General features: G+C 71.9%; 27 protein-coding genes and 1 riboswitch. Of the genes, 16 read left to right on the top strand and 11 right to left on the bottom strand.

The genetic code is table 11. The features are described from left to right. From groL to RMN98_RS17915, 4 genes are all read right to left on the bottom strand, one after another. The coding region (groL, locus tag RMN98_RS17900; protein WP_309650174.1) for a chaperonin GroEL at nt 1–1,121 on the bottom strand (1,121 nt) is incomplete at its 3' end. 224 nt (nt 1,122–1,345) lie between these two features. Continuing rightward, on the bottom strand, nt 1,346–2,188 hold the full coding sequence (locus RMN98_RS17905; RefSeq protein WP_309650175.1) for a hypothetical protein: 843 nt from the start codon (nt 2,186–2,188) through the stop codon (nt 1,346–1,348). Between the two features lie 4 nt (nt 2,189–2,192). Then, on the bottom strand, nt 2,193–2,609 hold the full coding sequence (locus tag RMN98_RS17910) for a hypothetical protein (RefSeq protein WP_309650176.1): 417 nt from the start codon (nt 2,607–2,609) through the stop codon (nt 2,193–2,195). Next, a complete protein-coding gene (locus tag RMN98_RS17915; protein WP_309650177.1) occupies nt 2,606–3,442 on the bottom strand; it encodes a TylF/MycF family methyltransferase in 837 nt (278 codons plus the stop codon). Before RMN98_RS17915 ends, RMN98_RS17910 begins: the two co-directional genes overlap by 4 nt. A 145-nt stretch (nt 3,443–3,587) precedes the next feature. On the opposite strand from RMN98_RS17915, the gene RMN98_RS17920 reads away from it, so the two are divergent. From RMN98_RS17920 to RMN98_RS17930, 3 genes are read left to right on the top strand one after another with little or no spacing between them, the layout of a single operon-like run. Further along, the gene (locus tag RMN98_RS17920) at nt 3,588–3,944 is read left to right on the top strand and encodes a YciI family protein (protein ID WP_309650178.1); all 357 of its coding nucleotides are present in this window, start codon (nt 3,588–3,590) and stop codon (nt 3,942–3,944) included. Next, nucleotides 3,941–4,279, top strand: coding sequence for a YciI family protein (locus RMN98_RS17925; RefSeq protein WP_309650179.1), 339 nt, complete (start codon nt 3,941–3,943; stop codon nt 4,277–4,279). The genes RMN98_RS17920 and RMN98_RS17925 overlap by 4 nt, the downstream gene beginning before the upstream one ends. Continuing rightward, a complete protein-coding gene (locus tag RMN98_RS17930) occupies nt 4,276–5,481 on the top strand; it encodes a sigma-70 family RNA polymerase sigma factor (protein ID WP_309650180.1) in 1,206 nt (401 codons plus the stop codon). The genes RMN98_RS17925 and RMN98_RS17930 overlap by 4 nt, the downstream gene beginning before the upstream one ends. A 3-nt stretch (nt 5,482–5,484) precedes the next feature. Here RMN98_RS17930 and RMN98_RS17935 read toward each other — a convergent pair whose 3' ends face one another. The 5 genes from RMN98_RS17935 to RMN98_RS17955 form a co-directional block, all read right to left on the bottom strand. After that, nucleotides 5,485–5,760: a MoaD/ThiS family protein gene (locus tag RMN98_RS17935; RefSeq protein WP_309650181.1), complete on the bottom strand. Its 276-nt coding sequence runs from the start codon at nt 5,758–5,760 to the stop codon at nt 5,485–5,487. Between the two features lie 28 nt (nt 5,761–5,788). Next, nucleotides 5,789–7,093, bottom strand: coding sequence for a threonine synthase (gene thrC, locus RMN98_RS17940; protein WP_309650182.1), 1,305 nt, complete (start codon nt 7,091–7,093; stop codon nt 5,789–5,791). A gap of 9 nt (nt 7,094–7,102) precedes the next feature. After that, nucleotides 7,103–7,235: riboswitch (SAM riboswitch) on the bottom strand. Between the two features lie 346 nt (nt 7,236–7,581). Next, on the bottom strand, nt 7,582–8,427 hold the full coding sequence (otsB, locus tag RMN98_RS17945) for a trehalose-phosphatase (RefSeq protein ID WP_309650183.1): 846 nt from the start codon (nt 8,425–8,427) through the stop codon (nt 7,582–7,584). Nucleotides 8,428–8,577: 150 nt separating this feature from the next. Beyond that, nucleotides 8,578–9,066 carry a LytR C-terminal domain-containing protein gene (locus tag RMN98_RS17950; protein WP_309650184.1) on the bottom strand — a complete coding sequence of 163 codons (489 nt, stop codon included), beginning with the start codon at nt 9,064–9,066 and terminating at the stop codon, nt 8,578–8,580. Nucleotides 9,067–9,069: 3 nt separating this feature from the next. Then, nucleotides 9,070–9,366: a DUF3263 domain-containing protein gene (locus RMN98_RS17955; RefSeq protein ID WP_309650185.1), complete on the bottom strand. Its 297-nt coding sequence runs from the start codon at nt 9,364–9,366 to the stop codon at nt 9,070–9,072. 133 nt (nt 9,367–9,499) lie between these two features. On the opposite strand from RMN98_RS17955, the gene RMN98_RS17960 reads away from it, so the two are divergent. The 3 genes from RMN98_RS17960 (at nt 9,500) to RMN98_RS17970 (ending at nt 12,411) form a co-directional block, all read left to right on the top strand. Beyond that, entirely contained in the window at nt 9,500–10,492 is a 993-nt protein-coding gene (locus tag RMN98_RS17960; protein ID WP_309650186.1) for a Gfo/Idh/MocA family oxidoreductase, read from the top strand. Nucleotides 10,493–10,576: 84 nt separating this feature from the next. Next, a complete protein-coding gene (locus RMN98_RS17965; protein ID WP_309650187.1) occupies nt 10,577–12,004 on the top strand; it encodes a trehalose-6-phosphate synthase in 1,428 nt (475 codons plus the stop codon). After that, nucleotides 12,001–12,411, top strand: a complete 411-nt coding sequence (locus RMN98_RS17970) for a GNAT family N-acetyltransferase (RefSeq protein ID WP_309650188.1) — start codon at nt 12,001–12,003, stop codon at nt 12,409–12,411. The genes RMN98_RS17965 and RMN98_RS17970 overlap by 4 nt, the downstream gene beginning before the upstream one ends. Before the next feature lie 11 nt (nt 12,412–12,422). Here RMN98_RS17970 and RMN98_RS17975 read toward each other — a convergent pair whose 3' ends face one another. Further along, on the bottom strand, nt 12,423–13,226 hold the full coding sequence (locus RMN98_RS17975) for a 3-hydroxybutyrate dehydrogenase (RefSeq protein ID WP_309650189.1): 804 nt from the start codon (nt 13,224–13,226) through the stop codon (nt 12,423–12,425). Between the two features lie 79 nt (nt 13,227–13,305). On the opposite strand from RMN98_RS17975, the gene RMN98_RS17980 reads away from it, so the two are divergent. From RMN98_RS17980 to RMN98_RS18000, 5 genes are all read left to right on the top strand, one after another. Then, nucleotides 13,306–14,478 carry an alpha/beta fold hydrolase gene (locus tag RMN98_RS17980; protein WP_309650190.1) on the top strand — a complete coding sequence of 391 codons (1,173 nt, stop codon included), beginning with the start codon at nt 13,306–13,308 and terminating at the stop codon, nt 14,476–14,478. 73 nt (nt 14,479–14,551) lie between these two features. Continuing rightward, nucleotides 14,552–15,298 carry a M15 family metallopeptidase gene (locus RMN98_RS17985; protein ID WP_309650191.1) on the top strand — a complete coding sequence of 249 codons (747 nt, stop codon included), beginning with the start codon at nt 14,552–14,554 and terminating at the stop codon, nt 15,296–15,298. A 35-nt stretch (nt 15,299–15,333) separates the two neighbouring features. Beyond that, nucleotides 15,334–16,656, top strand: coding sequence for an MFS transporter (locus RMN98_RS17990; protein WP_309650192.1), 1,323 nt, complete (start codon nt 15,334–15,336; stop codon nt 16,654–16,656). Next, entirely contained in the window at nt 16,653–18,077 is a 1,425-nt protein-coding gene (locus RMN98_RS17995; protein ID WP_309650193.1) for an aminotransferase class V-fold PLP-dependent enzyme, read from the top strand. Before RMN98_RS17990 ends, RMN98_RS17995 begins: the two co-directional genes overlap by 4 nt. A 24-nt stretch (nt 18,078–18,101) precedes the next feature. After that, a complete protein-coding gene (locus RMN98_RS18000; protein WP_309650194.1) occupies nt 18,102–19,901 on the top strand; it encodes a carboxypeptidase-like regulatory domain-containing protein in 1,800 nt (599 codons plus the stop codon). Nucleotides 19,902–19,911: 10 nt separating this feature from the next. On the opposite strand, the gene RMN98_RS18005 is transcribed toward RMN98_RS18000, so the two are convergent. Further along, nucleotides 19,912–20,193: a GNAT family N-acetyltransferase gene (locus RMN98_RS18005; RefSeq protein ID WP_309650195.1), complete on the bottom strand. Its 282-nt coding sequence runs from the start codon at nt 20,191–20,193 to the stop codon at nt 19,912–19,914. Between the two features lie 89 nt (nt 20,194–20,282). Here RMN98_RS18005 and RMN98_RS18010 point away from each other — a divergent pair, with 89 nt between their 5' ends. The 5 genes from RMN98_RS18010 to RMN98_RS18030 form a co-directional block, all read left to right on the top strand. Beyond that, entirely contained in the window at nt 20,283–21,797 is a 1,515-nt protein-coding gene (locus RMN98_RS18010; protein ID WP_309650196.1) for an FAD-dependent oxidoreductase, read from the top strand. Further along, on the top strand, nt 21,794–22,846 hold the full coding sequence (locus RMN98_RS18015) for a hypothetical protein (RefSeq protein WP_309650197.1): 1,053 nt from the start codon (nt 21,794–21,796) through the stop codon (nt 22,844–22,846). Before RMN98_RS18010 ends, RMN98_RS18015 begins: the two co-directional genes overlap by 4 nt. Before the next feature lie 24 nt (nt 22,847–22,870). Continuing rightward, the gene (locus RMN98_RS18020; protein WP_309650198.1) at nt 22,871–23,581 is read left to right on the top strand and encodes a uracil-DNA glycosylase; all 711 of its coding nucleotides are present in this window, start codon (nt 22,871–22,873) and stop codon (nt 23,579–23,581) included. Nucleotides 23,582–23,646: 65 nt separating this feature from the next. After that, on the top strand, nt 23,647–24,624 hold the full coding sequence (locus tag RMN98_RS18025) for an NAD-binding protein (RefSeq protein WP_309650199.1): 978 nt from the start codon (nt 23,647–23,649) through the stop codon (nt 24,622–24,624). A gap of 56 nt (nt 24,625–24,680) precedes the next feature. Continuing rightward, on the top strand, nt 24,681–24,995 hold a 315-nt coding region (locus RMN98_RS18030), incomplete at its 3' end, for a dioxygenase (RefSeq protein WP_397210096.1).

Below are 24,995 nucleotides of genomic sequence, written 5' to 3' on the forward strand. Positions count from 1 at the left end.
ACACCGCCGGCCAGCTTGGCCAGGCGCTCCTGCAGCTTCTCGCGGTCGTAGTCGGAGTCCGACTTCTCGATCTCGGCACGGATCTGGTTGACGCGACCAGCGATCTGGTCGGCGTCGCCAGCGCCCTCGACGATGGTGGTCTCGTCCTTGGTGATGACGACCTTGCGGGCCTGGCCGAGCAGCTCGATGCCGGTCGACTCGAGCTTGAGGCCGACCTCCTCCGAGATGACCTGGCCGCCGGTCAGGATCGCGATGTCCTGCAGCATGGCCTTGCGGCGGTCACCGAAGCCCGGAGCCTTGACGGCGACGGACTTGAAGGTGCCACGGATCTTGTTGACGACCAGCGTCGACAGGGCCTCGCCGTCGACGTCCTCGGCGAGGATCAGCAGCGGCTTGCCGGACTGCATGACCTTCTCGAGGAGCGGCAGCAGGTCCTTGACGCTGGAGACCTTCTGGTTGGCGATCAGGATGTAAGGGTCCTCGAGGACCGTCTCCATCCGCTCGGGGTCGGTGACGAAGTAGGCCGAGATGTAGCCCTTGTCGAACCGCATGCCCTCGGTGAGCTCGAGGTCGAGGCCGAACGTGTTCGACTCCTCGACGGTGATGACGCCTTCCTTGCCGACCTTGTCCATCGCCTCGGCGATGATCTCGCCGACCGTGGTGTCAGCAGCCGAGATGGAGGCCGTCGACGCGATCTGCGCCTTGGTCTCGATCTCGACCGACATGCTGGAGAGCTGCTCCGAGACGGCGGCGACCGCAGCCTCGATGCCGCGCTTGAGGCCCATCGGGTTGGCACCCGCGGCCACGTTGCGCAGGCCCTCGCGGACCATCGCCTGAGCGAGGACCGTCGCCGTCGTGGTGCCGTCTCCGGCCACGTCGTCGGTCTTCTTGGCGACCTCCTTGACGAGCTCGGCCCCGATCTTCTCGAACGGGTCCTCCAGCTCGATCTCCTTGGCGATGCTCACACCATCGTTGGTGATGGTGGGCGCACCCCACTTCTTCTCGAGCACGACGTTGCGGCCCTTGGGACCGAGGGTCACCTTGACGGCGTCCGCGAGCGTGTTCATGCCACGCTCCAGGCCGCGTCGGGCTTCCTCGTTGAAAGCAATCAGCTTCGACATAACTCCTGCGATCCTTCGCAATCAAGAGTTGTGGACGGCCTGGTTCGTTGCCCGCGACGGACGGCCAGGCCGACTCGGCGAACCCTTCTCGCCGACGCTGCTGACCTCAACTCCCCCGGCCGGGGGTCAGCACTCTCATGACGAGAGTGCCAGCGTCATGTCTAGCACTCGACCCCAGCGAGTGCAAACGACCGGATGGGCTGCGCGGGACGTCGCGGCAGGAGCTAGAGCCGCGCCGCGAGCGAGTCGGCGAAGTGGGTCGCGTTGGCGGGGACGTGGTCGAGGTAGAGGCCGGGCTCGGTGATCTCGACCTCGCTGACCATCAGCTCGCCGTCGTGTCGCATGAGGTCGACACGGGCGTAGACCAGCTCGGAGCCCAGCAGCTCGGTGCAGACCGCCACCGTGCGCGCGGCGAGCAGCGCCGCCCCGGGGTCCAGCGGGGTCTCGTAGGACGTGCCGCCGTACCACTCGTGCACCCGGTAGTCGTCCTTGCCGGCGACCTTGCGCACCTGGCTGACCGGCCGCCCGTTGAGCACGAAGACCGACTGCTCCCCCTCCGTCATCACCGACTCGACCAGCGGCTGCACGATCCAGGGCCCCGGGTCCACGGGCAGCCAGGTCCCGGCGTCGTAGACGACGACCATGCCGCGCCCTCCGGCGCCGACGCGGGGCTTCACCACGGCCGGCTGGTGGCGGGCGATGGCGGCGCGGAGGTCGACGGGGTCGTCGACCGAGACGGTCGGCACGACGGGCACCCCGCCGTGGGCGGCGAGCTCGACGAGGTAGGACTTGTCGGTGTTCCACCGGAAGACCTCGACCCCGTGCACCAGGCGCGAGCCGACCGCGCCGGCCCAGCCGAGGAAGTCGACCAGCCGGGTCTCGTAGTCCCACGTGGAGCGGACCACGACCAGCTCGGCGGCGCTCCAGTCGACGTAGGGGTCGTCCCAGGACACCCACCGACTGCTGATGCCGCGCTCGGTGAGCGCCGCGTCCAGGTGCTCGTGCCCCGGCTCGCCGTCGGGGAACGTGCTGCAGGTGACGAGGAGGACCCGCGGCCCGGCGGCCATGGCGCTAGCGCCGGCGCTTGAGGCGGGCGGGCACGGAGACGACCGCGTGGCCGACCTTCCAGCTGGTGCTCTCCTTGACCGCGGCGAGCTCGCGCTCGGCCCGCTGGGCGCGCTTGGCGGCCCGGGCCGCCTTCTGCTCGGCCTGCGTGGCCCGCTTCATCGCCTCGGCGGCCCGCTGCTCGGCACGTCGCGCGCGACCCTCGGCGGCGCGGAGGTCCTTGATGACGCGGCCGTGCATCTCCTTGGTGGCCCGCGCCCCGAAGCGGCGGGCCCGGACGAGCTCGTCCTCGAGCTTCAGCTCGACGTGCGCCGTCCGGAGGTCCTGGACGACGCGGCCATGCATCTCCTTCGTGGCCCTCGCCCCGAAGCGGCGGACCCGGGCGAGCTCGTCCTGGTCAGGCCCGACCTCAGCGGCGCTCACGACTTCCTCCAGAAGACCCCGGCCCAGTCGATCTCCTCGATCGGGTCGGTGATGCCGCGGGCGTCGCGGAAGTCGTGGATGGCCTTGGCACAGGCGGGGACAGCGCCGTAGTCGTCCACGATGAGGTAGCCGCCGACCGACACCTTGTCGTAGAGCGCGTCGAGCGCGTCCATGGTCGAGGAATACATGTCGCCGTCGAGACGGAGCACCGCGAGCCGATCGATCGGGGCGGTGGGCAGGGTGTCGGAGAACCAGCCGACGAGGAACTGCACCTTCTCGTCGAGGAGGTCATAGCGGCGGAAGTTGTCGCGGACGTCGTCGACCGAGATCGCGAGCTCGTCGCGGGTGTGGTGCTGGTCGCCGGCATCGGCCTCGTAGCGGCCGTCGTACGGAGGCAGGCCCTCGAAGGAGTCCGCCACCCAGACGGTGCGGTCGGTCTCGCCGTGGGCCTTGAGGATGGCGCGCATGTAGATGGTGGAGCCGCCGCGCCAGGCGCCGGTCTCGATGAGGTCGCCGGGCACTCCGTCGGCGATCACGCTCTCGACACACGCACGCACGTTGGCCATGCGCTTCATGCCGATCATCGTCTCGGCGTCGGCGGGCCAGTCGCGACCGACCTCGCGGGCCTCGCGGTCGAACTCGCCGGACTCGACCATCCGGATGTCGCGACCCTTCATGGCGCCACGGACGAGGTCCCAGAGGTAGGACTCGTAGGAGCGCGACGGCAGCTTGACGGTGACGTTGCGGCCCTCGAACTCGTAGCGCGTCAGCATCTTGGCCATGATGTCGAGATAGAGGGCCACGGCTGGGCTATCGGTCGGGCTGGTGGTCACGCGGGCTCCTCGGCAGGCTGAACGGCTCGGTGAACACTACCGGCGCTCGCGAGGGAATTCCTCGGCGCCCACCGTCGATCCGGGCCTGTCCCGCGCGTCATCTCGGTGACAGACTCCGAGCACCACGACTGCGAAAGGCCGTGCCATGACCGACTACCTCCTGCTGATCCCCTCCGACGAGGCCGCCTGGGACGCCGCGCCCCAGGCCCAGCGCGACGCGACCTACGCCAAGCACCAGGCCTTCGGCGAGGCGCTGGCCGCGCGTGGCCACCAGGTCAAGGCCGGGGCCGAGCTCGAGCCGAGCGCCCGGGCCCGTGTGGTCCGGGGCGCCCCCGGGGCGGTCAGCGTCACCACCGGGCCCTACGCCGAGAGCGCGGAGCAGCTCTCGGGCTTCTACCTGATCGCCTCCGACGACCTTGACGACCTCCTCGACTGCGTGGCGATCCTGGCTGCGGGTGAGGGCGGTCTCGAGCTGCGCGCCACCACGGGCGGCATGGCGTGAACTTCTTGGTCCTCGTGGCCGAGGCCGACCACTTCGAGCGCTGGGCGGTCGTCGACGAGGCGGGACGTGCCGCCTTCTTCGAGGCCCTGTCTGCTTTCGAGGAGGCGGTGGCGGCCCGCGGCTCGATCGTGGCGGGTGCAGGCCTCGCCCCGCCGGCGCAAGCGGTCACACTGCGTCCCGGACAGCCCCTGGCGGTGGGTCCCTACGCGGAGACGGTCGAGCAGATGGGTGGCTTCTACCTCATCGACGTGCCCGACCTGGAGACCGCCGTCGAGGTCGCCCGCCTGATGCCGGCCCACGTCACCGTCGAGGTGCGGCCGACCGCCGACGAGTGAGCCCGCTCGAGAGGCAGCTGCAGGAGGAGTGGGGCCGGCTGATGGCCCTGCTGGTCGCGCAGTTCCGACGACTCGACCTGGCCGAGGACGCGCTCGGCGACGCCTTCGAGGCGGCTGCGCGCACCTGGCCGGTCCACGGCGTCCCGTCCAATCCCCCCGCCTGGCTGCTTGTCGCCGCCCGGCGCCGGATCCTCGACCGCCTGCGCTCGGAGGCGGTCGCCGCTCGCAGGTTGCCCGTGCTCGCCGTGGAGGCCGAGCTGACCGAGGAGGCACAGCGCACGATGGCCGACGCGGGCGAGGAGGTCGTGGACGAGCGGCTGCGGCTGGTGCTGCTGGCCGCCCACCCCTCGCTGTCGCGGGAGAACGGGGCTGCGCTGACCCTGCGTCTGGTCCTCGGTGTCTCCACGGCCGACATCGCGCAGCTCTTCCTGGTGAGCACGCCGACCATGGCCGCCCGGTTGACCCGCGCGCGCCAATCTCTGGCGGGTGAGCGTTTCGAGGTCCCGAGCGGGTCGGCGCTGGAGGCGCGCCTCGCGGTCGTGGCGGAGGTCGCCTACCTCGCGTTCACCGCGGGCTACGCACCACCGTCGGGCGAGGCGGTGCTGCGCGCGGACCTTGCCGCGGAGGCGATCCGGCTGGTCCGCCTCGTGCGTACCCTCGCCCCGGGCCGGGTCGACCTGGACGCGCTGCTGGCGCTGATGCTGCTCCAGCACTCGCGCCGCGACGCCCGCGTGCAGGACGGGGACATGGTCCTCCTGCCCGACCAGGACCGCAGCCGCTGGCACGTCGACGAGATCGACGAGGCGATCGGTCTGCTCACCCCCCACGCCACCGCACCGGGCACCCCGTGGCTGCTGCAGGCCCTGATCGCCGCCGAGCACGCGATCGCCCGACGAGCGCGCGACACCGACTGGGTGCGGGTGGTCCGCCACTACGACGAGCTGCTCGCGCTGGTGGACTCACCCGTGGTCCGGCTCAACCGTGCAGTCGCCGTCGCGGAGGCGGATGGCCCGCTCGCCGGGCTCGCCCTGCTCGACGGTCTCGTCGTGCCGGGTCACCGGCTCCCGGCCGCCCGAGCCGAGCTCGCGGCGCGGGCGGGGCTCGCCGACCTCGCACGCTCGTCGTACGACGAGGCGCTGGGGGTGTGCCTCAACGCTGCGGAGCGGCGCCACCTCGAGCGGCGACGCGCGGAGCTCGGGTGAGGATCAGCCCCCGGCGACGGCCGGGATGACCGAGACCTGGGTGCCGTCGGGGGTGGGGGTGTCGAGGTTCTCGAGGAAGCGCACGTCGTCGTTGCCGACGTAGACGTTGACGAAGCGGCGCAGCGCGCCCTTGTCGTCGAGGATCCGCGCCTTGATCCCGGCATAGCTGGCGTCCAGGTCGTCGAGGACCTCGGCGAGCGTCGCGCCGGAGGCGGAGACCTCGGACTCCCCACCGGTGTAGGTGCGCAGGATGGTGGGGACGCGGACGGAAACGCTCACGGTGCGGGGCTCCTGGTTGCTCGGGTGGTCAGGCGATGCCGGCCGCGACGAACGCGGCGTAGGACGGCTCGATGGTGGCGGTGGGGCCGACGATGCCGGAGACGGCGTCGAGGGTCTTGAGGCCGTGGCCGGTGTTGATGACGACGGTCTCGAGCGTGGTGTCGAGCTGGCCGGTCTCGACGAGCTTCTTCAGGACGCCGACGGTGGTGCCGCCGGCGGTCTCGGTGAAGATGCCCTCGGTGCGGGCCAGCAGCACGATGCCCTCGCGGACCTCGTCGTCGGTGATGTCCTCGACGGCGCCGCCGGTCTCACGGCAGATGTCGAGCACGTAGATGCCGTCGGCAGGGTTGCCGATCGCCAGGCTCTTGGCGTTCGTGTCGGGCTTGACCGGCCGGATCGCGTCGACGCCGGCCTTGTAGGCGACCGAGACGGGCGAGCAGCCGGTGGCCTGGGCGCCGAAGACCTTGTAGGGCTTGTCCTCGACCAGGCCGAGCTTGATCAGCTCCTGGAAGGCCTTGTGCACCTTGGTGAGCTGCGAGCCGGAGGCGACCGGGATGACGATCTGGTCGGGCAGGCGCCAGCCGAGCTGCTCGGCGATCTCGTAGCCCAGCGTCTTGGAGCCCTCGGCGTAGTAGGGACGGACGTTGACGTTGACGAACGCCCAGCCGTCCTCCTCGCCGGCGATCTCCGAGGCCAGCTTGTTGACGTCGTCGTAGTTGCCGTTGACGGCCACCAGCGACTCGGTGAAGACGGCGGAGTTGACCTGCTTGGGGGTCTCGAGGTTGCTCGGGATGAAGACGACCGTCTTGATCCCGGCGCGCGCACCGGCTGCGGCCACGGCGTTGGCGAGGTTGCCGGTGCTCGGGCAGGCGAAGACCTTCGAGCCGAACTCGGTCGCGGCGCTCAGGGCGCAGGCGACGACGCGGTCCTTGAAGGAGTTGGTGGGGTTGGTGCTGTCGTCCTTGACCCACAGGTTGTCGATGCCGAGCTCGCGACCGAGGTTGTGGGCCTTGAGCAGACGGGTGAAGCCGGGCTCCATGTTGGGGCTCTGCTCGATGTCGGTCGGGACCGGCAGCAGCGCCTTGTAACGCCAGATGTTGGCGGGACCGGCCTCGATCTCCTCGCGGGTGACGGCGGGGAAGTCGTAGGCGATCTCCAGGGGGCCGAAGCACTCCGGACACGCGTAGAACGGGCCCAGCTCGACGCCGTGGCCGCACTCGCGGCACGAGAGGCCGGTGGCGTTGCCGAAGGCTCCCTCGCGGATGCCGGTGGCCGCGTCGGGGGCCGGGGTGGCCTCGTCGACCTGGGACTGCTCGGTGATGACGGCGCTCATGTGTCCTCCTTCTCATCTTCCCCGGCACGTACCTCGCGCCGGGACGGAATTAGCACCGTTTCCACGACTGCGCGATGGCAGGGGGCACGTGGCGGTTGCCGGGACTTCACTGGGCCGTACCCTCAGTCCCTCTTGATGAGCTGATGAAAACTGTACGGGCGCGTCTCACGATGCGCACATCTGGTCCGGATGTTGGGACGAGGTCGGCGGCGCCAGTGGGAGTCGCAACGGTAGGAGCGCAGCGCCCCGGCATCCCCTGGGAGGTGAGCGGGGGCCATCCGATCCCCACCACTTCTCGAGTGATGTCGACTCGATCCACGGGGCTCGAGTGGTGTTCCGCGGTTCTCCCCGGGCGAACGAGCACATGCCGAGTCGGCGCGATGTTGCAGTCGCCTGGCCGAGTCGGCGCGATGTTGCAACCCGCACGTGCAACATTGCGCCGACTCGGCGTCAGGTCTGCAACATTGCGCCGACTCGGCAAAGGTGGGTCAGGCGCGCAGGGACCGGGCGTCGGCGGTGAGCTGACGCAGCAGCTCGAGGACACCTTCGGGGCCGTGGACGACGACGTCGGCGCGGGCGACCAGGGCGTTCTCCTCGTCGGAGGCCGAGCAGACCAGCAGCGTCGGGAGCCCCTCCTTGTCGAGCGCGGCGACCGCGTCGAAGGCCTCGAGGTCGCCGAGGTCGTCCCCGGCGAAGAGGAACGCGCCGGCCCCGAGCTCCTCGGTCAGGCGCTGGACGACCGTCCCCTTGTGGATGCCGGCGGAGCGGACCTCGAGGACGTTGCGGCCGGGCTCGACGACGAGGTCGTGGCGGGCCGCCAGCTCCTCGACCAGCGGGAGCAGCCGAGCGAAGGCGGCCTCCGGGTCGGGCAGGCGGCGGGTGTGGACGGCGACGGAGAGGACCTTGTCCTCGAGGTGAGCATCGGCGGCGTCGGCGCGACGAAGCACCCGCGGGAGCTCCCGCTCGAAGCTCGCCAGACCGGTCGGCGGCCGCGGTCCGATCACGCGGCGGTGGGTGGAGGTCCAGCGCTCGTTGCCGTACTGGCCGAAGAGGTAGAGCTCCTTGCCTGCGTCGCCGATCGCGTTGCCGACCTCCTCGAGCCCACCGAGGTCGAGCGCCTGACGGGCTGGGCGGCCGGTGATGACGGCGATCGCCGTCACCTGGGAGGCCAGGTCCAGGAGGACCTCACCGGCGTCGGGGTGGATGTGGGCCTGGGCCGGGTCGTCGACGATCGGCGAGAGGGTGCCGTCGAAGTCGAGACCGATGATGGCCTCGGCAGCGGCGCGCACCAGCGCGGCGTACTTCTGCTCGCCTGCGATCGACGTGAACTCCACACCCCAACCCAACCACGTCGGCGACCCCGGTCCGGCCGGATGGGACGAAGGCAACATGACACGCATGCACATCCTCCCGCTCCTCCTCGCCTCCGGCGCCCGAATCGGCGACCCGGTGGTGCGAGCAGCCGCTGAGGGCAGCCGGTTGCGTCAGAGCTCGCCGGTCATGATGACCGTGAGGCGGTCGAGTCGCATGGGGTCGACCGCGACGGCCGTGCGGTCGATGCCGAGGTCGAGGGCGAGGAGCTTGGCCTCGTCCTTGAGCCGCGGCGGGAAGAAGACGGTGTTGCCGCTGACCGAGCCGTACCAGTTGTCGGTGCCGACGACCTGCCAGCCGGCGTCGGTGGTGCGGTCGGCGACGGTGCCGGCCAGACCGGTGATGCCGGAGTTGTTGTAGACCTCGACGTAGATCTTGCCGCGCTCGACGACCGGCTTGGGCTTGGGCTTCTGCGTCGGGGTCGCGCTGGCCGACGGGCTCGGCGAGGGCGACTGGCTGCGGGCTACCGTGGTGACCTCGCGCTCGGTGGGCTCGGCGCCGCGGGTGGCGACGAAGGCGACGGCGGCCATGGCCACCGCGATGATGCTGAGCATCACGACCGGCGAGGGGAAGACCACGCCGCGCTCGTCACGACTGCGCACGGCTCAGACCTCGAAGCCGAGTCGGCGGGCGGAGCGCTGACGCTGGCGCTGGGAGCGCAGCCGGCGCAGGCGACGGACCAGCAGCGGGTCGGCCTCGAGTGCCTCCGGGCGGTCGATGAGCGCGTTGAGGACCTGGTAGTAGCGCGTGGAGCTCATGTCGAACTTCTCGCGGACCGCGGTCTCCTTGGCGCCGGCGTACTTCCACCACTGACGCTCGAAGTCGAGGATCTCGCGGTCGCGCTCGCTGAGGGTCAGCGGTGCCTCGGCCTCGCGGCCGTTGAGGGCGTTCGCTGCGTCCATGCGCTCTCTCCCGTGCGTGTGGTGACGTGTGTGCCCACTGTAGGTGAAGAACCACACCGATGTCATTCGCCCCGCGGATCGTGTTGCAGGCGGTGCGGGAGGGGTCCCGCGGGCAGCCACTAGGGTCGGCGACATGGCTCAGACGACCCGGTGGGGCATCCTCGCGACCGGCAAGATCGCCCACAGCTTCGCGACCGACCTGGCCCTGGTGCCCGACGCGGAGCTGGTGGCCGTCGGCTCCCGACGGATCGAGGCGGCGCAGGCCTTCGCCGACGAGCACGGCGGGCGCGCGCACGGCTCCTACGAGGAGCTGGTGGCCGACCCCGACGTCGACGTCGTCTACGTCGCGACCCCCCACTCGATGCACCTCGCCAACTCCCGCCTGGCGTTCGAGGCCGGCAAGCACGTCCTGTGCGAGAAGCCCGTCACGCTCAACCTCGCCGAGGCCGGGGAGATGGTGCGCCTGGCGGCCGAGCACGACCGCTTCCTGATGGAGGCGATGTGGACCGCCTGCAACCCGGTCGTCCGCCTGATCGTCGACGGCGTCCGGGCCGGGCGCTTCGGCACCCCGCGCCAGGCCTGGGCCGAGCTCGGCTTCGTCGTCGACCAGGGGCCCGAGCACCGGCTCCTCGACCCGGCCCTCGGCGCGAGCGCGCTGCTCGACATGGGCATCTACCCCCTCACGTTCTGCCACCTGGTGCTCGGCGAGGCCGAGTCGCTCACGGCCAGCGCCGTGCTGTCGGAGGCCGGCATCGACCTCGACGTCGCAATGACCGGCCGCTACCCCGGCGGCGCGCTCGGACTGATGGCAGCGTCGATGACCTCGTGGTCCTCGCGGGCCGCCGCGGTGGCGACCGACGAGGGCCGCCTGGAGGTGCCCTCCCAGTTCCACCACCCGACGTACGCCGTGTGGCGACCGGCCGGCGGCGAGCCCGTGCGCATCGAGGCCGAGACGCCGGTCATCGGGATGGGCTACGGCAACGAGATCGCCGAGGTCGGTCGGTGCCTCGCCGAGGGGCTGCGCGAGAGCCCGTGGGTGCCGCACTCCCAGACCCTCACGTTGATGCGCCAGATGGACGACGTACGCCGCCAGATCGGCGTGCGCTACGCCGTCGACCACGCCTAGGGAGACCCCCGGCGCCCCGGCCTCACCCGCAGGGGCGAGGGATCGGCGACGACGCACGCAACCGGGCCGACTAGGGTCGGAGACGTGTCCGCTGATCTCGTGATCGTCGCCAACCGCCTGCCTGTCGACCGGGTGGAGCTGAGTGACGGGACACCGGGCTGGCGCGGCTCGCCCGGTGGTCTCGTGACCGCCATCGAGCCGGTCATGCGAGCCAACGACGGCACCTGGATCGGGTGGCCCGGCGGCACGGAGACCGACCTGGAGCCCTTCGAGTTCGACGGCATGCACCTGGTGCCGATGACGATGAGCCAGGACGAGGTCGAGACCTTCTACGAGGGCTTCGCCAACGGCACCATCTGGCCGCTCTACCACGACCTCGTGGCCAAGCCGGAGTTCCACCGGGAGTGGTGGGACGGCTACGTCGCGGTCAACCGGCGCTTCGCCGAGAAGGCCGCGAGCATCGCCTCCGAGGGGGCGACGGTGTGGGTCCACGACTACCAGCTCCAGCTGGTCCCGCAGATGCTGCGCGAGCTGCGTCCCGACCTGCGCATCGGCTTCTACCTCCACATCCCCTTCCCGCCGGCCGAGCTCTTCCAGCAGCTCCCGTGGCGACGCCAGCTCCTCGAGGGCCTGCTCGGGGCCGACCTGGTCGGCTTCCAGCTGCCCGGCGGCGCGGCCAACTTCGTGCGGCTGGTGCGCCAGCGTGTGGGGCACAAGACGCACCGCGACCTGGTCTACCTGCCCGACGGGCGCACCGTGCGGGCCGCGGCCTTCCCGATCTCGATCGACGCCGCCGGCTTCCAGGAGCTGGCGCAGTCCGACGCCGTCGCCGAGCGTGCCACGGCGATCCGCGAGGCGCTGGGCAACCCGCGCCGGATCTTCCTCGGCATCGACCGGCTCGACTACACCAAGGGCATCTACGCCCGCCTGCGCGCCTTCAGCGAGCTGATCGCGGACGGCCACCTCGACGTCGAGGACGCCGTCTTCGTGCAGGTCGCGGTGCCCTCGCGAGAGCAGGTCGAGCAATATCGCATCCTGCGCGACGAGATCGACCGCCTCGTCGGCCGCATCAACGGCGACCTCGGCCGCATCGGCCGTCCCGCGATCAGCTACCTGCACTCCTCCTACCCGCGCGAGGAGATGGCCGCGCTCTACCGCGCGGCCGACATCATGGTCGTCACGCCCTACCGCGACGGGATGAACCTCGTCGCCAAGGAGTACGTCGCCTGCCGCTTCGAGGACGACGGCGCTCTGGTCCTGTCGGAGTTCGCCGGGGCGGCCGACGAGCTGCGCCAGGCGTGGCTGGTCAACCCCTACGACATCAACGGCATGAAGTCCTCGATGCTCGACGCCTACAACGCCGACGAGCGCGAGCTCACCAAGCGGATGCGGGCGATGCGCAGGACCATCAGCCAGCACGACGTCGCCGCGTGGGCCGACAGCTTCATGACCGAGCTGTCCCATGTCGACACCACCCATGCCAAGCCGGTCCGGCCGGCCAAGCGGTCGTGACGCTGGAGGTCTCCACCGACGTCACGCGCATCGACGTCGACCAGGTGCACCGGTGGCTGTCCGAGGACGCCTACTGGGCGCTCGGCCGTCCCCGCGACGTCGTCGAGCGTGCGATCGCCGGCTCGCTCAACCTCGGCGCCTACCTCGACGGTCGGCAGGTGGGCTACGCCCGGGTGGTCACCGACCACGCCACCTTCGCCTGGCTCTGCGACGTGTACGTCGATCCCGACGCTCGCGGCGCCGGTGTCGGCAGGGCGCTGCTCACCGCGGTGTCCGCGGAGCTGACCAGCGCCGGGGTGCGCCGGGCGATGCTCGCCACGGCCGACGCCCACGCGCTCTACAGGGAGTTCGGCTTCGAGCCGCTCGGCGAGACGCAGAAGTGGATGATCCGCTCCTTCGAGGCCTGAGCGGGCAGCCCTCAGGCGGCCGTCCAGCCGCCGTCCATCAGGTGCGAGGAGCCGGTGATCGAGCCGGAGCCGGGTCCGCACAGGAACGCCACCAGCCCGGCCACCTCCTCGGGCTCGACGAGCCGCTTGACCGCCGTGCGCGCCAGGAGCACGTCGCCCAGGACGTCCTCCTCGGCGATGCCGTGACGGGTGGCCTGGTCGGCGACCTGCCCCTCGACGAGCGGCGTGCGCACGTAGCCCGGGCACACGGTGTTGCTCGTGACCCCCTTCGACGCGCCCTCCAGGGCGATGACCTTGGAGAGCCCCTCCAGCCCGTGCTTCGCACTGACGTAGGCCGACTTGAACGCGGACGCGCGGTGCCCGTGCGCCGAGCTCACGTGGACGATGCGCCCCCAGCCGCCGTCGTACATCCCGGGCAGCAGAGCGCGCGTGAGCAGGAACGGAGCCTGCAGCATCACCCGGTGGATCAGGGCGAACATGTCGGGGTCGAAGTCCTCGATCGGTGCCACGTGCTGCAGGCCTGCGTTGTTGACCAGGATGTCGGCTCGCACGCGGGTGCCGAGGCCGAGCGCCTCGATCGCCTCGCGGTCGCCGAGGTCGGCCACCAGGTGCTCGCCACCGACCTCGGCCGCCACCGCGCGGGCCGACGCCTCGTCGCGGTCCAGCACGATCACGTGGGCGCCGTCGGCCGACAGACGGGCCGACACCGCGCGGCCGATGCCGCTCCCCCCGCCCGTCACGAGAGCCGTGCGACCGGAGAGCGCGGAGGAGGTGGTGGACGGGGCGGACCCGGGAGCAGCAGCGACGTCGGACACTCCGCGGATGCTACGGGGTGGCCCTCCGAGGGGGGCGAGACGCCGCCTGCTGTGAGGCCCCGCGCGGTACTTTGCACCCATGGACTTGATCCCGAAGCCTGATCAGGTCGTCTCCGCCGCCAGCAACGTCGCCCACCGGGTGTTCTACGGCGGGCTGGCCGACCTCCGCCCGATGCCCCGCACGCTCATCGACGACGGCACCCTGCGCGAGGTCTACCACTACCGCCCGGCCGCCAAGGTCGTCGAGCAGGGCGACCCGGTCCTGCTCGTCACCCCGCTCGCGGCGCCGGCGATCTGCTACGACCTGCGTCGTGGCTGCTCGTTGGTGGAGCACTTCGTGCACGCGGGCCGACCGACCTACCTCGTGGAGTACGGCGAGGTCTCCTTCCGCGACCGCAACCTCGGCATGGAGCACTGGATCGACGAGGTCATCCCCTCGGCGATCCGCGAGGTGTCCGCCCACGCGGGCGGGCGCCCGGTCCACGTCATCGGTTGGAGCCTGGGCGGGATCTTCTCGCTGCTCACCGCCGCCGACTCCCCCGACCTGCCGATCGCCTCGATCAGCGTCGTCGGCTCGCCCTTCGACGTGAGCCTGGTGCCGTTGGTCGCCCCGATCCGGCCGCTGCTCAACCTCACCGAGGGCCGCGGCATGATCACCCGCGCCTACCAGGTCATGGGCGGTGCGCCGAAGCCCCTGGTCAAGTGGGCCTTCCAGCTCTCGTCCTTCCAGAAGCTGGTCACCAAGCCGATCGCGATGGCGACCCACCTCGACGACACGGAGTGGCTCGCGCAGATCGAGGCGGTCGACCGCTTCACCGCCAACATGATCGCCTACCCCGGCCGCACCTTCGGGCAGCTCTACCACCGCTTCCTCAAGGCCAACGCCCTCAAGGGCGGGTCGATGGAGCTCGACGACCGCACGATCTCGGTCGCCGACATCACCGCCCCGGTGCTCGTCTTCGGTGGTGCCACCGACGGGATCGCGCCGGTCTCGGCGGTCAAGGCCGTGGTGCCGTTGCTGACCGGCTCGCGGGAGGTGCGCTTCGAGATAGTCCCCGGCGGCCACCTCGGCATGCTGACCGGTCGCGGCGCCCGCACCACCACGTGGCGCGCGCTCGACGACTGGATCGACCAGTGGTCGACCCAGGACTCGGACGCCGACGGGGCCTCCGAGGAGGGCCCGCCCGAGCCGCGGATCGGCACCGGCCCCCGCAAGCACGGATCTGCCGCCTCGCGGGCACTACGCACCTAGGGGTTTCCCGCTACCGGGCCGGTGCGGCCTGGGCCACCGTGGGGGGACCACGTCCCTCTCGGAAGGCTCCCCCATGCGTTCGCTGTCCCGCACCCGCGCGTTCCTCATGGCCGCGCTGGTCACCCTGACCAGCCTGGTCGCTCTCACCGCCACGAGCGCCCCCGCCCACGCCGACGAGTGCTACTCGTGGGGCCGCACCCTCAGCTCCGGCGCATCCGGGACCGACGTGTCGGAGCTCCAGGTGCGGGTCGCCGGCTGGGCCGGCTACGGCGTCAACCTGGCGATCGACGGCAGCTACGGCGCCCAGACCGTCGCCGCGGTCCGGGGCTTCCAGACCGCTCACGGCCTGGGGTCGGACGGGGTGGCCGGCCCGTCGACGTACGCGAAGATCTATGAGCTCCAGGACGCCGACTGCACGCCGGCCCACTTCTCCTACGCCGAGGTGGACGGCGGGTGCGGGGTCGGCGGCTACAGCGGCGGCTCGGTCGGCGAGGCGACGGTGAAGGCCAACCTGCTGCGCGCCATGTGGCGGGCGGAGGCGCTGCGGCAGCGCCTCGGCAACCAGCCGCTCACGGTCACCTCGGGCTTCCGCTCGCAGGCGTGCGACCGGCAGGTCGGCGGCAGCGGCACCGGTCAGCACACCTACGGCACCGCGATCGACCTGGTCAGCTCCTCGGTCAGCCTCTGCACCATCGCCGGTGGCGCGCGCTACGCCGGCTTCGGCGGCATCTTCGGTCCGGGCTACCCCGGTCACGACGACCACGTGCACGTCGACGTGCGCAGCGGGCGGACGTGGAGCGCGCCGAGCTGCGGCATCTGACGTCGCGGCCCCGCCCGCGCAACTAGGGTGCGGGGATGCCCGCCCCCACGACCCTGCCTCGTGGCGTCCGGATCGGCTACGGCTCGGGCTCGGTGGCGACCGGTGCGTTCGGGACCGTGCCCGGGCTGATGCTGCTGCCCTACCTGACCGACAGCCTCGGCATCGCCGCGATCGTCGCGGGTGTCATCGTCTTCCTGCCGAAGGCCTGGGACGTGGTGCTCAACCCGGTCGCGGGGCGCATCAGCGACCGGACCGTCGACCCGCGCGGTCCGCGGCGACCGTGGCTGCTGCGGGCCGGGCTGACCCTGTCGGTGTCCTTCGCGCTGATCTTCGCCGCCCCCGAGCTGGGCTCGCGGGTCGCGGAGGCGGCGTGGGTGCTCGTCGCCTTCCTCGCCTGCGCGACGGCCTACGCCTTCTTCCAGGTGCCCTACGTCGCGATGCCCGCCGAGATGACGTCGTCCTACGACGAGCGCACGCGGCTGATGACCTGGCGCGTCGCGATCCTCGCCTTCACGATCATGCTCGCGGGCGCCACCGCACCGGTGATCCGCGACGCGGTCGGCGGCCGCGCCGGCTACCGCGTCATGGGCGTCGTGATGGCGCTCATCATCGCGGTGGGTGTCATCAGTGCCTACGTCGGCACGCGTCGCGCGCCGGTCGGCACCGTCGAGGCGGGGCCGGGCTCGCTGCGCGACCAGCTGCGGATCGTCGCGACCGCCCGGGACTTCCGGCTGCTCCTGACCACGTTCGTCCTCCAGGCGCTGGCGACCGGCTGCATGCTCGCCGGCGTCGCCTACCTCGCCGAGGACGTGCTGAGGAGCACCGGCGCGGCGACCGTCCTCTTCGTCTGCTTCGTCGGCCCCGCACTGCTCCTGACGCCGGTCTGGTCGGCCGTCGGTGGGCGGGTCGGCAAGAAGACCGGCTACGTCTGGTCGTCGGTGATCCTCGCGGCCGGAGCCGCCCTGTCGGTGCTGGCTCAGGTCACGCCCGCGTGGGTCGTCTTCGCCGCGGTGGCCCTCGTCGGAGTGGGGTACGCCGGCTGCCAGGTCTTCCCGATGGCGATGCTGCCCGACGCGGCCGCCGTCGACGCGCGGCGCACGGGCTCCAACCGGGCCGGCGTCTACACCGGTGTGTGGACCGCGGGCGAGACCCTCGGCCTCGCGCTCGGCCCCGGTGTCTTCGCCGTGGTGCTGGCGATCGGCGGCTACCGCTCCAGCACCTCCGGAGACGCCGAGCAGCCCGACTCCGCGCTGACCGCGATCGTGCTCGGCTTCTCGCTGCTGCCCGCAGCCCTGACCCTGCTCAGCCTCTGGTGGCTGAGCCGCTACTCCCTCGACGCCACGGAGGTCGACGCATGACGGACGTGCTCGCACGACTCGCAGCGATGCAGGCCGGCGACCTGCCGGTCCACGGCGGGCGCACCCTCGCCTACGTCTACGACTCCGGCCTGGCCGAGGTCGACCGCGTCGGTCGTGAGGCGGTCGCCGCCTACGCGGGCTCCAACGGGCTCGACCCGACGGCGTTCCCCAGCCTGCTCCAGATGGAGAACGACCTCGTCGGCTTCGCGGCCCGGCTGGTCGACGCGCCCGACACGGTCGTCGGGTCGGTCACCAGCGGCGGCACCGAGTCGGTGCTGCTCGCGGTGCAGACCGCCCGCGACGCCCGTCCCGAGGTCGCGGCACCGACGATGGTCATCGCCACCTCGGCCCACTCGGCGTTCCGCAAGGCTGCCCACTACTTCGGGGTGCGGGCCGTCGAGGTGCCCTGCGGCGACGACCTGCGCGCCGACGCCGCGGCCATGGCGGCCGCCATCGACGACAGCACGGTGCTCGTGGTGGCCAGCGCGCCGTCGTACGCGCACGGGGTCGTGGACCCCGTGACCGAGATCGCCGCTGCTGCCGCGGCCGCCGGGGTGCGCTGCCACGTCGACGCCTGCATCGGCGGCTGGGTGCTGCCCTACGCGGCGCGCATCGGCCGCCCGGTCCGGCCGTGGACCTTCGCCGTCGAGGGGGTCACGTCGATCTCGCTCGACCTGCACAAGTACGGCTACGCACCCAAGGGCACCTCGCTGCTGCTGCACCGCACGCCGGCGCTGCGGCGCCCGCAGTTCTTCGCCAGCGCCGACTGGCCGGGCTACACGATGCTCAACTCCACGATGCAGTCGACGCGCTCCGGCGGTCCGACCGCGGGTGCGTGGGCGGTCGTGCAGTCGATCGGCGACGCGGGCTACGAGAAGCTGGCGCGCGACGTCTTCGAGGCGACCGACCGGATCGTCGCAGGCGTCGCCGAGGTGCCGGGCCTGCGCGCCCTCACCCCACCGGACTCGACCCTGGTCACGATCGTCACCGACGGCTCGTGCGATCCCTTCACGGTGTGCGACGAGATGGCCGAGCGTGGCTGGTACGTCCAGCCCCAGCTGACCTACGGCGACCTGCCGGCCACCATCCACCTCTCGATCAGCGCCGCCACCCTGACCCACGTCGACGACCTCCTGGCCGCGCTGACCTCTTCCGTCGAGGTCGCCGTTGCGAGCGGTCCGGTGGCGGTCGACCCCGGTGTGGCGGCCTACGTCGCCGGGCTGGACCCCGCCTCGCTCAGCGACGACGACTTCGACGGGCTGCTGGTCGCCGCGGGGCTCGTCGGGGGCGGCGACGACCTGACCCTGCCGACCCGCATGGCCGACATCAACGCCCTGCTCGACGTGGCCTCCCCCGCGCTGCGCGAGGCCGTGCTCCTCGCCTTCCTCGACCGGCTCTCACGACCCTCCACGAACTTCTAGGCCGGTGCGGGCGTCGGACCAGTCGTGAACGCCCGCCCGCTGCTGTCCCGTCTGCTCATCACCCTGCTGGCGTTCGCCCTGCTGGGCCTCGTCGCACCAGCGCCGGCGTCCGCACTCGCGCCCCTCGAGCCCGGCGGCGTCACGGGCCGGGTCGTGTCGGCCGGGGGTGCCCCGCAGGCCGGGATCGCGGTGCGGCTGCTGGACCTGCGCAACCTACGTCGTTCGGTGACGACGAGGACCGGCGCCGACGGTCGCTTCGCCTTCACCGGTGCGCAGCGTCCCGAGAACTTCGCGGTCCAGGTCTGCGAGGCCGGCAACCCGTGCCGGGGCGTGCCGCAGGCCACGCGCACGGTGAAGCGCTACGTCGGGCCGGAGGGCACGGCGCACTCCTTGCTCGCGCTGCGGCGCTACTTCACGACCGCCGGCTCGAGCCCCGCGGTGGCCCTCGGCACGGTGCGGACCGTGCGGCCCGCGAGCGCGGTCATCACCGTCCGCAACGGCTCGACGGGTGGCTGGGTCGACGTCTCCGGCCTCCGGGCACCCGTGCGCCGGGGCGTGGCGACCGTGCGCGGTCTCGCGCCGGGGCGCCACCTCGCGACGACCCACGGCCAGCGCAGGGTCTTCTCCGTGCGTGCTGGAACGACGGCGCGCGTGACCTTCGGGGTGCGGCTGGCCACGGTGACGGGTCGGGTCGTGGAGGCCGGTCGACCTCTGGCCAACGAGCCGGTGTCGTTGGAGGGCAGCGCGAGCGGCCTCCTGACGACCCGGACCGACCGGGACGGCCGCTACACCTTCCGCGACCTGCTGGGCTCGCCCGCCATCACCTACCGACTGCGCTTCGGCATGGGCAGGCTCCAGCTGCTCTACGGCTACCCCAAGGCCTACCAGCGGTTCCAGCTCTCCCCCGGCCAGGTCGAGCGGGTCGACATCGCCGTCCCGCAGGGCAGCAGAGGCTCCATCGAGGTCACCATCGACGGGGGCGCCACCGCCCAGCGGCCGGCCTACGTGTCGTTGCTCAGCCCCGCCGGCTCGTGGATCGGCGGCATGACGATCACCGGCACCGCCGCGACCATCGACGAGCTCGCGCCGGGCACCTACGTCGTCTACGCCCAGTGGACGGGCCCGTCGCAGAACAAGGCGCTCAACGACTGGCGCACCGTCACCGTGACCCGGGGCACCATCACGCCGGCTCTGATGGCCGGGCGCAGCGGCCCCGGCAGCATCAGTGTCACGGCCGATCCCGGCGACCAGGTCGACATCGAGTCGACCGCGCCCGTCATCGAGGCACAGGACCCGCGCGCAGGCACGCTGGGCCTCTACCGCTGGAGGTCCCTCGTCGACACCGACACCGTCGTGTTCCCCGACCTGCCGGACGGTTCCTACCTCGTGCGCGTGCGCGACGGCAACAGCCCCGGCGACCAGCCCGAGCCGGCGGAGGTCACGGTGAGCGGCGGCGAGGTCCTCGTCGACCTCGATGCCCGGCCCCGCCAGGGCTCCCTCCGAGGCCGCCTCGTCGACCCCGCCACCGGCCGGGACTGGCCGTGGCCCGCGCGCCTCGTGCAGGCGTTCGACTGCACGACGTCCGCGTCGGGTGGGGACGCCGGCTGGGAGTGGTTCGTCCCGCAGTCCATCGACCTCGAGGTCCGGGTCCTCGACCTGGTCGGCGGTGACTACAGCTGCAGCGCGAGGAGCATCCACCACGACCCGGGCACGCCGTACGTCGTGGGGCCGGGCGGTGCGCTGCCCATGCGCGGCACGGTGCGCGTCACGCCCGGCCAGGAGACGGTCGTCGACTTCCCGGTGCCGTTTGCCGCGGTGTCGTAGGCGTCGGCACTCAGCCCACCAGGTCGGCGTACTCCGGGTGCTTGTCGACGTAGCCCTTGACGAACGAGCAGGTCGCGACGACGCGGAGGTCGCGCGAGCGGGCGGAGTCGAGGGCGTGGCGCACCAGCGTGCCGCCGATGCCCTGACCCTCGAAGCCGTCGTGGACCACCGTGTGGGTGAACTCGACGACTCCCGCGGAGAGCTCGTACTCGGCGAAGCCGGCCTCGGCTCCCTCGGAGGTGATCTCGAAGCGGTGGCGCTCGGTGTTGTCGGTGACCTGGGTGTCGCTCATGTCCTCACGCTACCCACGCCGCGCGTGACCGAAGCACTCCCCACGTCGTTGTGGGGACACCACACCCCGCATGACGCCGAGGAGCTCCCATGTCCGACCTCCCGCTCACCCGCCGCACCGCGCTCGCCGCGACGGGCCTCACGGGTGCCGCGCTGGGCGCCGGCGCCTTCGCCGGCCTCACGCCGTCGTCGTACGCCGCCGGGGCGGCCGGCGCGCCCGGCCTGCAGGGCTCGCTCCCCCGCGCGGTCGACATCGTCGTGGTCGGCGGCGGCATCGCCGGGCTGGTCGCGGCCCGCAAGGTCGCCCGTGGCGGGAGGACGGTGCTGCTCGTGGAGGCCCGCCAACGCGTCGGCGGCCGCGTGCTCAACCACACGCTCGACACCGGCGAGACGATCGAGTCCGGCGGCGCGTTCATCGGGCCCACCCAGGACCACATCGCGGCGCTGGCCCGCGAGCTGAAGGTGCCGACCTTCCTGGAGTACAACAAGGGCAACAGTGTCTACATCTCCTCGACGACCGGCCGCCAGGAGTACACCGGCACCGTTCCTCCGGACCCGACGATCCTCGCCGACGCCGGGATCCTGCTGCAGATGATCGACGGCTACGCCGCCGAGATCCCGGTCGACGCCCCGTGGAGCCACCCACGCGCGGCCGAGTGGGACGCGATGAGCCTGGGCGAGTTCATCCGCCGCAACAGCGTCAACGCCGCCGGCATCGGCAACCTGATCCGCTGCTGGACCCAGCCCGGCTTCGGCGCCGACCCCGACGAGCTCTCCTTCCTCTACACGCTCTGGTACGTCGCGTGCTCGGGCAACGAGCGCAACGTGGGGACCTTCTCCCGCAACTCCGACACCGCCAACGGCGCCCAGGAGCGACGCTTCGTCGGCGGCTCCCAGCTCGTGCCGTTGCGCCTGGCGCAGAAGCTGGGTGACATCGTCGCGCTGGCTGCCCCGGTCACCAAGATCGAGCAGCGCGACCACCGCGTCGTCGTCCACACCGGGCGCGGCACCGTCACCGCCAGGCGCGTCATCGTCGCCGCTCCCCCGCCCCTGGTCCTCGACATCGACTGGTTCCCGCGGCTGCCGACCAAGCGGCTCCAGCTGCTGCGCCACATGGACATGGGCCAGCTGATGAAGTGCGACGCGGTCTACCACACGCCCTTCTGGCGCAAGGCCGGTCTCAACGGCTTCGGGATCAACGACTCAGGCGCCGCCCGCGCCGTCTTCGACAACACCCCGCCCTCGGGCGGTCCGGGCGTCCTGCTCGCCTTCGTCGGCGGGGCCACCTGGCGTCGCTACGGCGTGATGACCCGGGCCAAGCGCCGCCAGCACGTGCTCGAGGGCTTCGCCGCGATGTTCGGCCCCCAGGCGCTGCGGCCGATCGACTACGTCGAGCACGACTGGACCAAGGAGCAGTGGACCCGCGGCGGGCCGACGGCGATCCACGCGCCGGGCACACTGGTGCAGTTCGGTCCCTCGATCCGCCAGCCGTTCGGCAGGGTGCACTGGGCCGGCACCGAGACCTCGACCTACTGGTCGGGCTACATGGACGGCGCCGTCCGCTCCGGCAAGCGTGCCGCGACCGAGGTGCTGGAGCGACTGTGAAGCGCCTGCTGACGACACTCGCCGCCGCCCTCCTCGCCAGCGGCCTGCTGGTGTCCCCGACGACCGCAGGCGCTGCCGCCGCCTCGTCCCCGCCGAAGTGGACGACCCGGGTCTTCGCGTCCGTGCCGGCGCCGGGCTACCCGGCGTACGTCTTCAAGCACCGCAACAGCCGCGTCTACGCCGGCACCTACGTCGACAGCAGCGGCCGCAAGGCCTCCAAGGTCTTCGAGTGGACCGCCGGCGGCACCCTGCAGCGCTCGTGGCCGCTGCCGCAGCGGCTGCAGGTGCGCGACGGCAGCCACGGCGTGCAGGTCGCCCACCAGACCCGCGACGGCAGGCTGGTGCTGCTCGAGACGTCACGCTCGGCGGTCCTGACCCTCGACGTCCGCACCGGTCGCTTCCGCACGATCGCGCGCCTGCCCCGCGGCGCCGTGCCCAACTACGCCACCTGGGGACCGGGCGGCGCGCTCTACGTCACCGACTACGGCGACGGGGTGATCTGGAAGGTCACGCGCGGCGGGGTCGTCACGGAGTGGTTCAGGTCGACCGACCTCGACGGCGTGGAGTTCGGCACCACCGGCATCGTCTACCGTCCGCAGAAGCGTGACTTCCTGATCAGCCAGCAGACCTCGCAGACCGCCGGCCCTCCGACCAACGGCCACCTCTTCCGCCTGGGCACCCGCAGCGGCGGGCGGCCCGGCACCCTGTCGACGCTGTGGACCTCGCAACCCGGCGAGCTGCCCGACGGCTTCGGCATCGGGCGCTCGGGCCACATCTACATCGCGATGGCCGGGCTCACCGCCCAGCTCGTCGAGCTGTCCGCTTCCGGCCGCGAGCTCGACCGCTTCCCCGACGCCCCCTTCACCGGGGAGAACGGCTCGAAGATCCCGTTCGACACCCCGTGCAGCGCGACGTTCAGCGGGACCAAGGTGCTGGTGGCCAACCAGTCCGCCGTGCAGGGAGACCCCAGCCACCAGGCGATCCTGGCGGTCGAGGTCGGCGAGCGGGGACGGGCGCCGCACCTCCCCGAGGGTGCCGACTTCCGCTGACGTCACCCTCGGCACAATGACGTCATGAGCGCACTCGCCGGGCTGGTGGACCGCGGACTGATGGCGCCCGACTGGGCCGAGGCGCTGGCACCGGTCGACGACCGGGTGGCGCGGATGGGGCAGTTCCTGCGGGCCGAGATCGCCGCCGGTCATGCCTACCTTCCCGAGGGCGACGCCGTCTTCCGCGCCTTCCGCCGCCCGCTGTCCGACGTGCGCGTGCTGATCGTCGGCCAGGACCCCTACCCCACGCCCGGGCACCCGATCGGCCTCAGCTTCGCTGTCGACGCCCACGTGCGACCCGTGCCACGCAGTCTCGCCAACATCTACCGCGAGCTGGCCACCGACGTCGGCGTCACACCTCCGCAGCACGGCGACCTCACCGCCTGGGCCGACCAGGGGGTGATGCTGCTCAACCGCGTCCTCACCGTCCGCCCCGGCGAGTCCGCCTCCCACCGGGGGCGAGGATGGGAGGAGGTCACCGAGTGCGCCATCCAGGCGCTCGTACGACGGGTGGAGGCGGGCGGCGCGCCCCTCGCTGCCGTGCTGTGGGGACGCGACGCCCAGTCGCTCAAGCCGCTGCTCGGGCCCGTCCCGTGGGTCGAGTCGGCGCACCCCTCACCGCTCTCGGCCAGCCGCGGCTTCTTCGGCTCGCGACCGTTCTCACGGGTCAACACGCTGCTCGTCGAGCGCGGCGGCTCCCCCGTCGCCTGGTCGCTGCCGGAGACCGCCGCCTAGCGGCGCCAGGACCTTCGGCCCGACGCAGGCCGCTGCACGACCACTAGTCTCGGGACGTGGTCACGATGCGCCGGATCGCGGTGGCTCTCGGAGCGCTGCTGGCCGTCACGGTCTTCGGCACGGTGGGCTACGTGCTGCTGGGCTTCACCTTCATGGAGGCGCTCTACCAGACCGTCACCACGGTCGCGACGGTCGGTTTCCGCGAGGTCCGGCCGTTCACCACGGCCGGCCAGGTCTTCACCATCGTGCTGATCGCCCTCGGGGTCGGCACCGTGCTCTACAACCTCGGCGTCCTGATGGAGGCCGTCACCGAGGGGCACCTTCGAGACGAGCTGGAGAGACGTCGCATGAGCGCACGCATCGCCGCCCTGCGCGGTCACGTCATCGTCTGCGGCCACGGCCGCGTCGGGCGAGCGGCCGCGGACTTCCTCGTCGCCGGAGGACACCGGGTGGTGGTGGTCGACTCCGACCCCGCGCGCCTGAGCGGCCTTGGCCCCCGGGTGGAGCACGTGCTGGGCGACGTCACCGATGACGACGTGCTCCGCGCCGCCGGGATCGCGAGCGCGACGGCGGTGATCGTCGCGCTCGAGACCGACGCCGACACCGTCTACGTGACCCTCTCTGCCCGCGCGATGAGGCCCGACGTCACCATCGTCAGCCGCGCCCGCACCACCGGCTCGACGGGCAAGCTCGAGCTGGCCGGAGCCACCCGGGCGGTCAACCCCCAGCGCATCGGCGGGCGCCGGCTCGCGGTCTTCGCCCTCCAGCCGGACGTCGCGGAGTTCCTCGACGTGGTGATGCACGACGAGGACCTCGACTGGCGCATCGAGCAGGTCGAGGCCGGCCCCGGCATCGCGGGTCGCACGCTCGCGGGCCTCGAGATCCAGGAGCGGACAGGTGCCCTGCTGCTCGCGATCCGTCGTACGGCGGGAGCGCAGCTGGAGGCCAACCCTCCCGGCGACCTCGAGGTGCCGGAGGGGGCCGTGCTCATCGCCCTGGGCACCCCGTCCGAGCTCGCGGCGCTCGCCGCCCTGGTCGCCTGACCCACCCGCCGCCCGTCGAGGTGGAATAAAGTTGAAGATGCAACTATTCTACCGACATGACCCGCATGCCTGCTCTCTACATCGGCCACGGAGCACCGCCGCTCCTCGACGACCCTCTCTGGTCGGCGGAGCTGGCCTCGTGGGCGCAGGACCTGCCGCGTCCGTCGGCGATCCTGATCGTCAGCGCCCACTGGGAGTCGGCGCCGATCATGCTGTCGGCCAGCGGGGCTCCCCTGGTCTACGACTTCAGCGGGTTCGACCCGAAGTACGACGAGATGACCTACGCGACGCCCGACGCCACGGCGCTGGCCAAGCGCATCACCGCGATGATGCCGGCCACCGAGCCGGTCCACCAGCACTCCTCCCGTGGC

Origin of the sequence: Nocardioides sp. (genome assembly GCF_031397825.1) — a bacterium.
In the GTDB taxonomy this organism is placed as follows: Bacteria; Actinomycetota; Actinomycetes; order Propionibacteriales; family Nocardioidaceae; genus Nocardioides.